Below are 14,694 nucleotides of genomic sequence, written 5' to 3'. Positions count from 1 at the left end.
ATCATTATTATTCACTTAGATTTCTATACAAAGAGGTATTGACAAAATATACTCCCTTCTAACTTGTTACGAATGGGGCAACATTGCCTGAATTGCGATATTGAAAGCGGGAAATTCGATCGGTGAAATGCTCGTAGTTTCCCCAAGAATTACTTCGCTTTGATAGCCATTTTCAGTAGGTTCTAGAAAAACGTGAAGTTGTCGATCGCCCACATTTAATACCCAATAATCGGCAATTCCCGATCGCGCGTAGATGTTGCCCTTAATTTTGCGATCGTAAGCTAAGCTGCTGTCTGCTACATCAATAATTAAATATACTTCTGATGGAGTCGGATGGTGAGTGGCGCAGTCAAACGGATCGATAATAACTACAGCGATATCCGGTTCTGGTTCGGAATTGTCATCGAGGGCGATCGGATATTGAGTATAGACAGCAGCCTGGTCTGGTTTTCGAGAATTTAGCGCAACAGTGTCGCCGTGCGTCTAGTAGCACAAGTATGAGCAGTTCCTTTCGCACTCATTTTGATAATATTTCCTAAAATTAATTCACCTCGCTCCTCTGGGTGAAAAAATCCCATCTCTCCCAGCATCTGATATTTTTTAACTGTCCATTTGTGGATCGTAAAAGGGGCTTCTGTTATCAGCCTAGTTTCACCAAAAATATCGCAATTCCATCCAGGATAATTTGATTGTAGCTGAGGTAAAGTATGCAGCGGTAATCAGATCAGGATTGTGCAGCCTCTCTCTGCGATCTCTGCGCCCTCTGCGGTTAATAAAAAAACAATAAAGTGATTCAGGTTTCGATCGCAGAATGGGCATAAATTGCCAACTGCGATCGATTTCGCAAGTTTAACCGATTCAGTAAATGAGTGACATGAGTCTTCACTGTTCCCTCAGAAATAAACAACTGCTGGGCAATATCTCGGTTGGCTAAACCTTTACCAATCAACCGCAATACCTCTTGTTCGCGCGGGGTTAATTGTGCCACTGCAGGGAGTTGTGAGAGTTGAGTAGTAGGTGTTGGAGTCGTAGGTGCTGCACAAAATCCTGTTATTAGCTTATCCATTAAACCAGGAGCCAGTTGAGTATAACCCGATTGCACCAAACGAATTGCTTGTGCTAACTCTTCCGATGGCATATCTTTCAACAAATAGCCCTTGGCTCCGGCTCGCATCGCATCAACAATATATCCATCGTCATCAAAAGTAGTTAAAACCAAGACACTCGTGTTGGGAAATGACTGACAGATCAGGCGAGTTGCTTCTCTACCATCCATCACGGGCATTTTTAAATCCATTAATACAACATCGGGTTGGAGAGCTTCGACTTGCTCTATGGCAGCTTTACCGTTGTGGGCAATTCCAATCACTTCTAAATCTGATTCTAGGCTTAACATAGCCTTGAGTCCTTGGCAGATAAGCTGCTGATCGTCAACTAACAACAGACGAATCATGGGATATTCCTAAAATGTATTATCCCATGATAGTTCTTAATTACACAGACAAAGAAAAAACGCCAAAAGAGGTTACGTTAATTTTACACTTTGTTACATCAAGTAATTTATTTTCGCCTACCTACTTAACGGCAGGCTAACATCGATTCTACACCCCGCTCCGGGTGATGTTTCCAGGTGAAACTCTCCGTTGAGAGAAGCAATTCGCTCTTGCATCCCTCGCAATCCAAACCCGCCAGTACCACTTTCTAATTGGAACCCCCGCCCGTTATCTTCAAGAGTCAAAAGCACTCGATCGCACGTTGTTTGCAATTGCAGGCGAACCTCGGTAGCTTGGGCGTATTTGCAAATGTTGGTCAACGCTTCTTGCACGATGCGATATAGCGTTTTGACAACTTGAGGTGGTAACACAACTTCCACGCAAATGCTGCTGGTAACAGTGACACCCGTACTCTGGCGAAAGTCTTCCATCAGCGAGGCAATCCCTTGTTCCAAGGGTTCTTCTGCCTCTGCGTCTGCCCTTAGCGCATTTACCGATTGTCGAACTTCTTTCATCGCCACCTTACCGAGTCGCTGGGCTTGTTCCAAAAACGGTTGTGCCTCTATTGGGTCATGTTGCCAGAGTTTCATGGCGGTTTGCAGTTGAATGTTGAGCGAAGTCAAGGCGTGACCCAGGGAATCGTGAATCTCTCTTGCAATGCGATTGCGTTCCTGAACCGCTGCTAAATCTTCTATTTGCAGGGCATATTCCCGTAGCTGTGCGTGGGCTTGCGATAGTTGTTCCTGGGTTCTGCGTTCTGCTAGTAAGGTACTGACCAACTGCGACACGAAAAATAGCCCCAATCCAAACATCAACAATTCTGCCGTCTGGTGCATCCAAATTTGCTGTTGCTCGACATTAGGCAACATTAGGGGTATCACTCTTTGAAGATACTGAACTTGATGAAACATATACATTACCAGCGACAGACCTGCCACAATCCATCGACCGGGGGATTCAAATAAAAAACAACTGCGAATTAAGACGATTAAATACAGCGTCGGTAGGATATGGAGATATCCCAAGGTAGTTCCGTAGAAGATCAGACTCATTTCGATCGCCGTATAGAGATAGCGAAAGGAAGTTTTGCCCGCAGGTAAGATCCATCCCATCAAGCCCAGGGAGATCAGGATCAGAATGTGCTGTACGGGAAGACTTTGACGCTGCCACGCTTCGATGGCGGCCATCACTCCACAACTTCCTAACATGATCCATTCGGTGTACAGCAGAAAGCGAAATGGTTGAGGTTGGGTTTTTAGTAGGGATGCGAGCGCAGTCATGGCAGGGGTCTCCAGTAGTTCTGGGTCTCAAATATTCCCCAAAAATACTGCAAGTCAGAGTGAATGTCGATAAAACTCGGCAATTTTCTAACTTTCGCTGATGCCACCCCGCGGAACTATGACTAAAGTTATAGCCGATCGGGATAGGAAGCGCGAACATCGGACTCGGCAGTGATGGGCGATCGCAACTTTTGGCAGATGAGGGGGCGATCGAGAATACTCATTTCGTTGATGTCAGAATCGAGACGTTTTTCAGATGTGTTGAACAGAGTTGATTTCCTAAGATTGTGACATAGCAAACCAAAGCAAACAGTTTTGATTTGCCTCAATAATTCACTTAATATCTAGGAGCAACGAACATGGCTGTAATTAATGGAACCAACGGCAACGACAATCTGAACGGTACTTCTGGTAACGATACCCTGCGGGGATTAGACGGAAACGATAATCTGTTTGGCGGTTTTTTTGGGGACGATCTTCTGGATGGTGGAAACGGAAACGATACAGCGACTTATCTGGGATTTGGCAATAACATAAATGCTTCCTTAGAGACGAACAAAGCAACTTTTTTTGGAGGTAGCGGGACTTTCATCGGTATTGAAAACTTAATTGGCGGTAACAATCAAGATGTCTTAACTGGCAACGGTTTGGACAATCTGATTGATGGTGGCCCTAGCGGTGACGACATCTCGGGCCGGGCGGGGAACGATCGCCTACTTGGTGGAGCCGGATTCGATATTTTAAGAGGAGAATTAGGAAATGATAACCTTCGAGGTGGCGACGATACGGATTTGCTAGAAGGTGGCGATGGGTTTGATTTCCTAGCTGGCGATAAGGGCAACGATACGATGATTGGTGGCAGCGGAGACGACAACTTTCAATGGGTGGATGGCGACGGCAGCGATCTGATTCAAGGCGACAGCGGTCGCGATAACTTGTTATTCAACGGTTCGATCGCGCAAGGGGATAATATTGATATCACCCAATCGGGCTTGAACATTGTATTGCAGCGCACCAATCTCGTCCCCGTAACCTTAACAACCACAGGCATAGAGAGTTTCAATGCAATTAACGGTGGCGGTGGCGATGATGTGTTAAGTGTCCGCAATCTAGGCGCGACAAGCGGTGTCGAATTTATCCAATTCACGGGGGGAGAAGGCAACGATCGCCTGAATACAACTAATGTATCAGCAAACATCAATGCTAGTGGTGGTAACGGAAATGATATTCTCGTAAGCAGTAACGGGAACGACGAGCTATTTGGTAATGGAGGAAGTGACGTTCTTTCCGGGGGTAACGGGAGCGATCGAATTACAGGTGCCGAAAGAGGAGGAGGCAAGGGTGAATTTGATGTGCTAATTGGCGGTGCAGAAGCAGATACTTTTGTGCTCGGAGAGCTCGGGCAAATTAATTATGATGATGGCAACGGCTTGTTAGACAATGCTGCGGACTTTTTCAATGGTAACATTGGCATTGATGGTCTGAGCGATTTTGCCCGCATCTTAGACTTCAGAATCGGTGAGGATGTTATTCAACTGGGTGGGTCGAGCAATAGCTACGTGCTCCGACCCGTCCCTGGTTCCCTGCAAGGAGGGAGTGCAGCTCAAGATGTGGGAATTTTCAAGAACAATGGATTTGCACAGCCCCTTGAGTTGATCGGGATCGTTCAAGATGCACCCTCTGGTCTAAATATCAACAATTCAGCGCAATTTAAATTCAGCTAGTTTTCAGGCGATCGCACTGCTTTAAGTTTGAATCGAGTACGGTGTTGTGTGGCACAAAAAACACACAACACCGTTTGGCGATCGACCCAAACATTGCCCGCAGTTTAATATTGGGGGAATACCAGAAACGCCAGCCGTTGTGGCTTGAAATTTAAGATATTGTCAGCTGGATCGGGCGCTATAAGATAGTTTGCGGTAATAGTTTCAGCCTAACTTGTTTTCATGCTGTCAGCTTAAAGCGTTTTCTGGCAGTCCGGGGTTTAAACCCCTGCCTCATAGCTTAAGGAATGAGAATTAAATAACTTAGAATTTTTATGGTTCTTGTGGGCTCGGCGTCCCGCCCGTCCAGAAAGGGCGGGCTAAGAGTGTCCAACCCCTACTTCCGACAAACTTGTGTAAATTATTTAATTCGCATCCTAAGTCGGTTAAAACCGACTGCAATTATTAGCATTATTATTTAAATGAATGTTATAAATAGATTATTCATGAATTAGTAAGGTACGCCATAAGCACCTTACTAACCCTGGGGTATTTCCGACTAAGCTGACACGCTACAAACTAGCAAAATTTACTTTTGTGACTTCACCTGCGGCAACATTAACTGTTTGTTGAATTTGACTTCCGTCAACTTTCAACTGATAAGTTCCCGGAGAAAGCTCGATCGCCCCAAACCATCCTTTACCATCCGCGCGCAGTTGGCGCACCTGGCCAGCAGCATCGATCGACTGCAATGTCAAGCTCGCACCGTCGCAAGTTTGAGCGCACTGCTGCAAATTTCCGGCGATCGCACCTGTAGTCGGCCGCGACTTCCAAGGCATATCGGGAACGGCTGCTGCTGTCGCCCACACAGGCTGAGTTTGAAAGGTTTTGCCCGTCGCAGCATCAACGTATTGACTCGGCTGCGAAAGGGCGGTGTAAAACAAATCGTTGCTTTGGGGAACGTATTTCCAAGGCTGGCGGGGCAAATCACCGCTACCGCCCGATCGCAGTTCCACATTCGTGTACACGTTGCTGCTAGCGTAGGAATACAGCACCGTACCCGCTACGTGATTCCCTTTCGCAGACGGCTGTTCGGCGCGACGAATCTGGCCTAGAGTGTCTTCGATGTAGTTAAGGTAATTGCCGGGGCCGATCGCAATTTGGCGGTTGTATTGGTGGTCTTTGGCGAACTCGATCCAGTTGTCGTAAGCGAGTTTTTGCGATCGTTTGTACTCGCGCTGGTAAGTCATCGGCATCGCCATGTCTACGATCCCTTCTTCCAGCCAAGCGCGCCAATCTTGCAATACTTCTTTGTAGGGCTGCGTTTGATACCATCCTGCATCGTTTTTCGGGCCGTCTCCCCAGGCGATCGTGGCGGCGGTAATTTTAACGCGCGGTTTAATCGCAAGGCTTTCTACATAAAGCTTCCGCACTAAATTTGTCACCTGATCGCGCCGCCACTGCATCCACGCGGGATCTGTGGGTGCGGGTTTGCCCGATCGACCTGTTTGCTGATTGAAACGGGCGATCGCAGTCGGATTGTAGCCCCAAGTCGGCCCGCCGTAGCGCACATAATCCAACTGTACGCCGTCCACATCGTAGCGCTTGATCAAGTCCAAATAGACGGAAACAGTATAATCTACGGCGTCTGGATGGCCGGGATCGAGGAAACCGGGTGATTCGCCACTCGAAGTCAGCATCGCCCAATTGTCATTTCCTGGGGCAGAAGGCCCGTGTTGTTGCCAAACGTGACCGGCGGGAAGTTTGCTACCGGAAACCACTGGCAGCGTCACCATCCAAGCGTGTACTTCAATGCCTGCGGCGTGGGCTTTGTCAATCAAATCTTGCAGGGGATCGAAACCGGCAGGAACGTTGGGATCGAGGGTGCGGGGTTCGATCGCACTCGTGTAAAAAGCATCGCCACGGCGGCGGACTTGGGCGACGATCGCGTTGGCATTGGCCCGCTGCGCGTCTGCGATCAATTTTGTGACTTCTTGAGGGGTTTTGAAGCCGGGGTTGAAGGCGTCCACCCAGAAGGCGCGAAATTCGGCGGTTTGGGTTTGCGGGGGCATAGTTGCGCTAGCGCGGGATGGGAAGTTTGAGAACCAACCAGGAGTCAGCAGAAAACTAATTGTTAAGCCAATCAGGAACAAGCTTGACAAAAAGAATGTTTTGGTATTTCGCATCAGAAATGTGTGAGAGAGCGTTTAACAGTCCTTTACGGACTTTTGGTTTGAGCGTCCGCTTGACATTTTCGCACAATGGTACATTAAGTGGGCAGATCGGTAAATAGTTGAGTAATATCGCTGGGAGAGTGGAGAATGAGATGAAAATTGACCTCGGCAAAATGGGCGATATTTTTCGATCTTTCAATATAGCGGTTGAGCAAGTAAATTGAATCCGCTACACCACTTAACATAGTTTTACAGGCTAAATAGGGTTTTAATGATTTTCATTTTGGCTGTATCAATGCCGCATTCAAGTTTGGAAATTGGACTGAGGCTTTTCCACTTGCCTTTATTCGCGGTGAAGATAGCATCGGCTGTTTTTTCTGCATCAATATTTTCAAAGCCGCCTATTTTATTAGTGGATAAGTAATTGAGGCGGTCGAAAATTTCATCTCTAGATGCACGTTTCACACTAACTGCTTGAGGAGGAGGAGGAGGCGGCGGTGGCGGTGATATAGAAAATACTTTAGCAATAAAATCTAATCTAGCCTTAGTCAAACCACATTGTAACTTAGTCAGGGGGGTGAAATCTGACCATTGCTCGCGGTTAGAATCTACAATTTTATTGGCTGTTTCAACTGGTTTTACATTCTTCCAATTATGCTCTTTAACTAAGTATTTAAGTACAGCTATAATAGTATCTTTTGATGCTGTACTCAGATTGACTGTGGGATTTGCTTCTCGCGCTAGAATCTTCGCTTGTTCAATATTTGATGGTTTTGGGTCAATGACAATACACCATACTAAATCTAATTTGGCTTGTTGAGCTACAGCATAGACAAAGTGATTGCTCACAACTTGATACTGATAGTCGCCTGTTTCTTTAACGATAATCGGAATCCAATTGCGATTACCTGCTTGCAATACGGCTTCGGCGGCTCCGGCAATGATAAACTCTGACTCAGAGCAGGGTTCTGCTGACTCAATTTTAGATAACTTCAAGTGCATTAACTTACCGATGTTCTCAGAATTACTCATACAAAAAATACTCCTTCGCTAATTTTAAGTAATATTCAGCGGCTTTTTTGTGTTGAAAAACCGCTGGTTTTCGAGAAAAAGCTGCACTTGAAACAACTTCATATTCTGGAACACTGAATATAGTTGTGTCAATCACCGTTTTTATAGATTTAGGCCAATAATAGGGTAACAAATTAGAATCGAGAATATAATTCTCTCCTTTCTTCAGTGTAAGAATTGCTTTAATTTCTGCATTTGCTCTTTTGATTGAAGCCTCGCTTTCTTTATGTTTATTGAAAAATATCGGCAAGGCAATAGGGCCACCGTCCTGCCTAAGCTTCTTAACTTCCGGCAAGAATTCTTTAATAACTTTAGCAGCATTTTTTAAAGATGAAAAGTTATTGTGTTCTGTTGGCATGAGGATTACATCAGAAGCTATCACACAGCTTTTACTAAAAAAAGTCCAGTTCGTAGGTGCATCAATTAAGATGTAATCATAATTACGAACAAAAATCTCAAGCAAATTTCGCAGCTTTGCTGAACCTTTATCAATTAGTGCTTCACAATCATAAGCCATGAACTTCGATAATCCTGAATCAGATGGGATGACATCAAATACCTTAACTAATAGACCTGCTTTATCCTTCAGATTAAATGCTTGAAGAGTTTCTTTAACATTCAATGCTTCATCAACCAGGCACTGAGATAATTTAACTTTTCCCTCCTGTAAGCCTAATGAATCTGTTAAATCTCCTTGTTGTGGATCGAAGTCAACAACAAGCACTTTTTTATGCTGTTGTCGAAGAATCGCAGCCAAGTTGATTGTCGTTGTAGTTTTTCCCACGCCTCCCTTATCATTATAGATGCAAATTGTTAAAGCTTTGGGTGCGTTTTCCAGCAAGTTCTTAATTCTAGTAATAATTTTAATAATATTATCTTTGGTTATCCTCATGCAGTCAGTAGCAGGCAATACGATTTTACCATGTTTGCGGAATAGCTGGATATCTGTTGAGTTAGTGATAATACCCCATTGAGATGTTTGGCACTTAGGAGCAAGAAGATAACCTGTTATCTGTTCTTTAGCTTTTTTGTACGCGGGAGTACCTTCTGCTAAGTTAATGATGGCATTTCCTGATACTCTCCCTTTAACTTCAATGAGTAAGTATGGGTTAATCTTAGCAACTGAAAATTTATCCTCATCGTGATTCTTGCGAGCAGCAAAATCAACAGGACCCTTCCCTGTTTTAAACTGTTGTACCCACTCATCAGAGCTGAATCCAAGTGCATTTAGAAGGCGTTTGACAAATCTATCTTCGACTTCTGGCTCTTCTGCATTCTCTGAAATACTATCTAAAACTTCATTCCAGTTGATAGTTGTCATGATTTAGACCTAGATACTTAAGTAAAATCATAACGCTTGGTTTGAGGTTGTGTCATCGTTAGCTACCTCCCGATCTAGCTATATGAACAGTCAACATACTTTTGGATAAGTTATATATTTTCGAGTGCGCTTGACATTTTCGCACATCGGTGAAATTTTGGGAGAAAATAAACTGAACTGGCGATCGCACTTTTTGAACAAATGATACTACCGCACTTTCAAACCCTAGCCCTTCCGGGTAACAGCTACTCAACTGCAAGCAATTTACTCGATCGAGTAGATGGCTGGCGCCAAGAAGCAACCCGAAAGTTGCAGCAAAGCCAGAGAGGAGAAAAGGGACAATTTTTAACACCTTCCTCAGTCGCAAGTTTGATGGCGGGAATGTTTGAATTTAACTGTCCCGATATATCGCTTTTAGATGCCGGTGCAGGAATTGGTTCCCTGTTAGCAGCAGTTGTTTGCGAACTTTGTCAGCGCCAAAACAAACCGCACAGCCTGCACGTTACAGCTTATGAAATTGACCTTATTTTGATTGAATACCTCAAGCAAACTTTAGAATTGTGCAGTATAGAATGTCAGCGTTTTGGGATATCTTTTACCTGTGAGGTTCGCGAAATAGATTTTATTCAAGACAGCGCCGATATGTTGCAGCCCAATCTATTTACACAACCAGTAAAACGGGAATTTACCCATGCAATTATCAATCCTCCCTATGCCAAGATAGACGCTAAATCCCAAGCCCGAACCTTGCTGCGTTCTATAGGACTAGAAACCAGCAATCTCTACGCCGGCTTCACAGTTGCTGCAGCTCACCTGCTCAAACCAAACGGTGAATTAGTGTCCATTACTCCCCGCAGCTTTTGCAACGGTTTATACTTTCGAGATTTCCGCAAAGTATTCCTTCAAATGATGGCTTTACGCCAAGTACACATCTTTGAATCCCGAAAGTTGCCATTTCGCGATGATGCGGTGCTGCAAGAAACTATTATTGTGCGCGCCACCAAACAAATAGAACAGCCAGATACTGTACTAATTATCTCAAGCGGCAGCGCGGACGATGACCTGGTTTTGTCTCACCAACTGCCCTATACCTCCCTAATTAATCCCAAAGATTCCGAGCAGTTTATTCGGATTTTACCGGATTCTGTCAGCCAGAAAGTAGTAGAGCAAATGGCTCAATTTACTTGCACTTTAGAGGAATTAGGCTTAACAGTTTCGACGGGAAAAGTTGTAGATTTTCGTGTTCGCTCTGACTTGCGACTAAAACCTGAAAATGGTACAGTTCCGCTGATTTATCCCGCACACTTCTCGGCGGGCGGTGTTGAATATCCCACAGCAACGAGAAAGCATCAAGCTTTAGCTGTCACGGAAAAAACTGCTGCACTCCTCGTACCTAACGAACATTATGTTTTGAGCAAACGCTTCTCCTCAAAGGAAGAGAAAAAGCGAATTGTTGCAGTTGTCTGGGATGCAAGTAAAATTAATAGTTCTCGCGTGGGTTTTGAGAACCATTTGAATTACTTTCACCAACAGGGACGCGGATTAGACCTCACCCTGGCGCGGGGATTGGCAGTTTATCTAAATTCGAGTTTGGTAGATGAGTTTTTTCGACTGTTCAATGGACATACTCAAGTTAATGCTACGGATTTACGCACTTTGAAGTATCCTAATCGAGAGCAATTACTTTTACTTGGCGCTCAAATAAGAGAAATATTTCCTACACAGCGGGAGATTGATCAACTTGTCGAGACACAACTGCTGAAGGCGACAAATCCGTTAGAGAATAGTCCGATGACAATCAAGAACCGTATTGATGAATCTCTAGAAATACTTGCAGCGCTGGGTTTTCCAAAAGGTCAGCTTAACGAACGTTCCGCCTTAACCCTTCTGGCTTTGCTTGACCTCAAGCCAAAGGATGCTTGGGAATCGGCAAAATCTCCACTTCGGGGAATCACACCAATTATGGAATTTATGGAGCAGCAATACGGTAAAAAGTATGCGCCAAATACGCGGGAAACTGTGCGTCGCCAGACTGTGCATCAGTTTCTCGATGCAGGTTTAATTGTTGTTAATCCTGACAGTCCCGAACGCCCGGTGAATAGTCCAAAAACTGCATATCAGATAGAAGAAAGTGCTTTGGAACTGCTGCGAACTTATGACACTTCTGACTGGGACAAGAATGTTCGCGCTTACCTCGATCATTTTAACGGAGAAAATCTTTTGCAGGATCATTCAAAAAATAAAAATAGTTTTGAGTCTGAAGGATGCTAAAATGCACTATTTATATGGCTGCCGCTGGCATCGGAATGACATATACTGTGATGCCAGGGGTTGAATTGACCGGAATTGTCGATCGCACTCAGTAAATCAAATAAGTAACTAGGTAAAATATCTCTGCAATGGAAAAAAAGCATAACGCTGGATTGTGGGTATCAGTATTATACTTCGCTCAAGGTCTCCCTTACACCGTCGTTAATTTAATGTCGGTGATTTTTTTGAAAGGTATGGGGACCAGCAACGAATTGATCGGATTGACAAGTCTTTTGTCTTTTCCTTGGGTATTAAAAGGTTTGTGGGGCCCGGTAGTTGATTTGTATTCCACCAAACGCAAGTGGATTTTAACCACCGAAATCATTTGTGCTTTTCTGTTTGCTTTCCTGGCTTTTGGTGTATTGACGCCGGCACCGATTATTATATCACTTGTGATCTTTACCGCGATCGCCTTTGTGTCCGCTACTCACGATATCGCCATTGACGGATTTTATTTAAACACTCTAAATAAAGACCAACAAGCACTATTTGTCGGGGTTCGCAACACGGCTTATAGAGGTGCTGTCATTGCCGGTAGCGGTTTATTGGTGTTCTTAGCCGGGAAACTGGCCGAAAACCATTTAGTCACCGGAAATACAGGCGACACCAAAATATATCAAAACATTCCGCTGTCACTTTTCGGTTCGGATTTTAGCGTGTCGGCGCTTAACTACGGATGGGCGACAGCCTTTGGCATTTGTGCGATTATGTTTGTGCTGATATATCTCTTTCAGCGGTGGTATCTTCCCTATCCTAGAAATTACGACCTAGAATCCGACACCCCCCAACGAACAACCAGCTTTATCGAAGCATTCAAAACCTATTTTCAGCAAGATAAAATAGGTTGGATTGTGGCTTACGTTTTGATTTTTCGCTTGGGCGATGCCTTGACGTTTAAAATGGCTCCGCCATTTTTGATGGATAAAGTTGAGAAAGGAGGATTAGCAGTTTCTACGTCGGATATGGGCTTATTATCCGGTACTTTAGGGGTAATGTTTTTGTTAATAGGAGGGTTGCTAGGCGGCTATTTGATTGCCAAACAAGGATTGAAAAAATGGATGTGGCCGACGGCTATTCTGCAAAATTCGACTAACGTGCTGTATTGGCTGTTGGCAATCAATCAACCGGGGATTGAATGGGCTTATGCTGTAAACTCGATCGAGCAATTTACTTACGGACTTGGCGTAGCTGCCTATACAGTGTTCTTGATGCGGACTGTCCGCCCTGAATACGAAGCATCTCACTATGCAATTACAACTGCTTTTATGGCCGCAGGAGTGCTGATTCCGGGCGTTTTTAGCGGCTACTTGCAGGCGAGTCTCGGTTATCAAAATTATTTTTTGATGAGCGCGCTGGCTGTGATTCCCGGTATGCTGACGATTTTCTTTCTGCCCCTAGAAGATGAGAAAAAATTAGCATCCATGCCCAGGCCTGGACTGGACGATTTCGATTAATATCAAGTGCGATCGCTATAACTATAATATTCGGGCGGGTCGGGTTTACCAATGTCTGCACTACTTTTGGAGATTTCGGTCAACCCCTCCCTACAGGAATATTGATGTTTGTAATCATGGAATGAGTATAAATCAATACGCTTGGGTTAGCGCTTTCAGACGAATTTCATTTCACGCATTTATGAGAGTTCCAGACTTGTGAAAGGAAATCAGATTATTCTTACCCCAAGCGTATTGGAGTATAAATTATGTGCGCTTGCGTTCATAAAATAAGGACACAACAATGTTGTGTCCCTACCGAATATCTGTATTGCCAGCCGCCAACTAAATCGCAATAAAATCACTAGCTGTTAGCGGACTACTTGGAATGCCAGGAATACTGGCAAGAACTTCGCCATTACGGGCCAGTTCAATCGTCGTTATAAAATCGCCTGCAGTAACCCTCACTTGGTTGAAGGTCAAACCTCCGCTCAAACCGATTAAATCTTGACCCTTTTGAAAGTCTACAAGTGTATCTGTACCGGCACCTGCTCCTAACACCAATACGTCGCGTCCAGCGCCACCAATTAAGAGATCCGCACCCATTGCGCCAATGAGTGTATCGTCTCCTTCTCCACCGTTCAAGTTATCATCTCCTTTGCCGCCTAATACCAGGTCGTTGCCGCTGCCACCGCTGATAATATCGTTGCCTTTGTTGCCACTGAGAGTGTCGTTTCCCCCATTGCCAGTGATAATATCGTCCCCTGCAAAACCTGATGCTGTATTGTTGGCATCGTCGCCTACTAAATTATTAATTTGGGAGAGTTCGAGAGCAGTTTTCATAGCCACAACGTTTGCTAAAAATGAGCTTCCCGGAGTGGTTCTTAATTGCTCTAAACTGCTGCGCGATTCCAGCGAGCTTGCCAAGTCGGGCAGTGCAAAGTCTAAGCCAGCTAACAGCTCTAAATAATCTGAATCTGGGAAAGTGAAATCAGGGCGGTTCAACTGGTCTACAGAGATTTCTCTCTGAGTAAAGCCGGGAGGAGGAGAAGTTAACAAACCGCTTTGGGTGTGCTTTTCCAAGACAAGTAGTGGGTTGACAATCGGGTTAGTAAATGTTTGAAGAACTACTTTTCCGGGGAGAAAAGCTTCTCCTCCCAAACTAACAAAATCGCCCTCAACTACGTAGTGAGTTACATTTTTTCCTGGGCCGACTTTCTGCTTGAATGTATTGACTGTACTCTGAGCAACTCCGGGAGAATTGAAGGTGACAACATCTCCGATAGTAGATGTGAATTCAGTGGCGGCTAGTTGCGTTATGGCGCCGCCCAAGCTGTGTCCCAGAAGGTCTGGTGGCAAGCGGCTGGGGTTTTTGGCTGTATCTTGACTGATTTCGGTCAACCAATTTCCTAATGCTTGTTTGTTGGCTTCAAATTGGTTGAAACCGGTGCCGCGCGGGTCTGCGTTGGCAATATCGTCTACGGGGGAGTCGGTGCCGCGAAATACTAAAACGGCCGGTTTGTCTGGGGTGGTGGAAATTAAGCCGATCGCGTGAAATCCAGTTCCGGGATCGTCAAAGGTGCGATCGATTTGGTAGCCAGCAGCACTCAAGCCTGTTTGAACTAAAGTTTGAAACTGGGGCTGGTCATCTATGTAAGCAAGTTGCTTGGCTATAGTTTCGTAAGCGGCGGGGGAGGAGGGCATATTTTTTTATTTCCTGTCGTTTGAGGGGGAATTAGTTTTTAAGCTACTTAACTAAGTTTACTATAAACTTCGTTTATTGACCATATTAATTGGTCATTTTTATGGGCTTTTTAGGGGCAAATTGATAGAGATTTTTTAATACAAAAAAACTCTCGCTACAAAACCCAGGCAGGTTTTGCGCCACCAAAAATACAAATTTTGAGCA

General features: G+C 44.7%; 11 protein-coding genes. 3 read left to right on the top strand and 8 right to left on the bottom strand.

What is annotated here, in order from left to right:
• Positions 1 to 66 precede the first annotated feature (66 nt).
• The 3 genes from QUA90_RS17795 to QUA90_RS17785 form a co-directional block, all read right to left on the bottom strand.
• Positions 67 to 414, bottom strand: a complete 348-nt coding sequence (locus QUA90_RS17795; RefSeq protein WP_333446841.1) for a Uma2 family endonuclease — start codon at positions 412 to 414, stop codon at positions 67 to 69.
• 379 nt (positions 415 to 793) lie between these two features.
• Complete coding sequence (locus tag QUA90_RS17790; RefSeq protein ID WP_333321580.1) at positions 794 to 1,453, bottom strand: response regulator transcription factor; 660 nt, start codon at positions 1,451 to 1,453, stop codon at positions 794 to 796.
• A gap of 117 nt (positions 1,454 to 1,570) precedes the next feature.
• Positions 1,571 to 2,773, bottom strand: a complete 1,203-nt coding sequence (locus QUA90_RS17785) for a sensor histidine kinase (RefSeq protein WP_333446838.1) — start codon at positions 2,771 to 2,773, stop codon at positions 1,571 to 1,573.
• Between the two features lie 359 nt (positions 2,774 to 3,132).
• Here QUA90_RS17785 and QUA90_RS17780 point away from each other — a divergent pair, with 359 nt between their 5' ends.
• Positions 3,133 to 4,497: a calcium-binding protein gene (locus tag QUA90_RS17780; protein ID WP_333446836.1), complete on the top strand. Its 1,365-nt coding sequence runs from the start codon at positions 3,133 to 3,135 to the stop codon at positions 4,495 to 4,497.
• 551 nt (positions 4,498 to 5,048) lie between these two features.
• Here QUA90_RS17780 and QUA90_RS17775 read toward each other — a convergent pair.
• From QUA90_RS17775 to QUA90_RS17760, 4 genes are all read right to left on the bottom strand, one after another.
• Positions 5,049 to 6,662: a family 10 glycosylhydrolase gene (locus QUA90_RS17775; RefSeq protein ID WP_333446834.1), complete on the bottom strand. Its 1,614-nt coding sequence runs from the start codon at positions 6,660 to 6,662 to the stop codon at positions 5,049 to 5,051.
• A gap of 83 nt (positions 6,663 to 6,745) precedes the next feature.
• Positions 6,746 to 6,895 (bottom strand): alpha-E domain-containing protein, encoded by a 150-nt coding sequence (locus QUA90_RS17770; RefSeq protein WP_445300119.1) that lies wholly within the window; start codon positions 6,893 to 6,895, stop codon positions 6,746 to 6,748.
• Between the two features lie 4 nt (positions 6,896 to 6,899).
• Positions 6,900 to 7,682 carry a hypothetical protein gene (locus QUA90_RS17765; RefSeq protein WP_333446832.1) on the bottom strand — a complete coding sequence of 261 codons (783 nt, stop codon included), beginning with the start codon at positions 7,680 to 7,682 and terminating at the stop codon, positions 6,900 to 6,902.
• The gene (locus tag QUA90_RS17760) at positions 7,675 to 9,042 is read right to left on the bottom strand and encodes an AAA family ATPase (RefSeq protein ID WP_333446830.1); all 1,368 of its coding nucleotides are present in this window, start codon (positions 9,040 to 9,042) and stop codon (positions 7,675 to 7,677) included. The genes QUA90_RS17765 and QUA90_RS17760 overlap by 8 nt, the downstream gene beginning before the upstream one ends.
• Positions 9,043 to 9,243: 201 nt before the next feature.
• On the opposite strand from QUA90_RS17760, the gene QUA90_RS17755 reads away from it, so the two are divergent.
• The gene (locus tag QUA90_RS17755) at positions 9,244 to 11,313 is read left to right on the top strand and encodes an Eco57I restriction-modification methylase domain-containing protein (RefSeq protein ID WP_333446828.1); all 2,070 of its coding nucleotides are present in this window, start codon (positions 9,244 to 9,246) and stop codon (positions 11,311 to 11,313) included.
• Positions 11,314 to 11,441: 128 nt separating this feature from the next.
• A complete protein-coding gene (locus QUA90_RS17750) occupies positions 11,442 to 12,806 on the top strand; it encodes an MFS transporter (protein ID WP_333446826.1) in 1,365 nt (454 codons plus the stop codon).
• 324 nt (positions 12,807 to 13,130) lie between these two features.
• On the opposite strand, the gene QUA90_RS17745 is transcribed toward QUA90_RS17750, so the two are convergent.
• Complete coding sequence (locus tag QUA90_RS17745) at positions 13,131 to 14,489, bottom strand: lipase family protein (RefSeq protein WP_333446824.1); 1,359 nt, start codon at positions 14,487 to 14,489, stop codon at positions 13,131 to 13,133.
• Between the last annotated feature and the right edge of the window lie 205 nt (positions 14,490 to 14,694).

The sequence above is a fragment of the Microcoleus sp. D3_18_C4 genome (genome assembly GCF_036702355.1).
Taxonomy (GTDB): domain Bacteria; phylum Cyanobacteriota; class Cyanobacteriia; order Cyanobacteriales; family Microcoleaceae; genus Microcoleus.
This window is presented reverse-complemented; position numbering and strand designations above follow the sequence as displayed.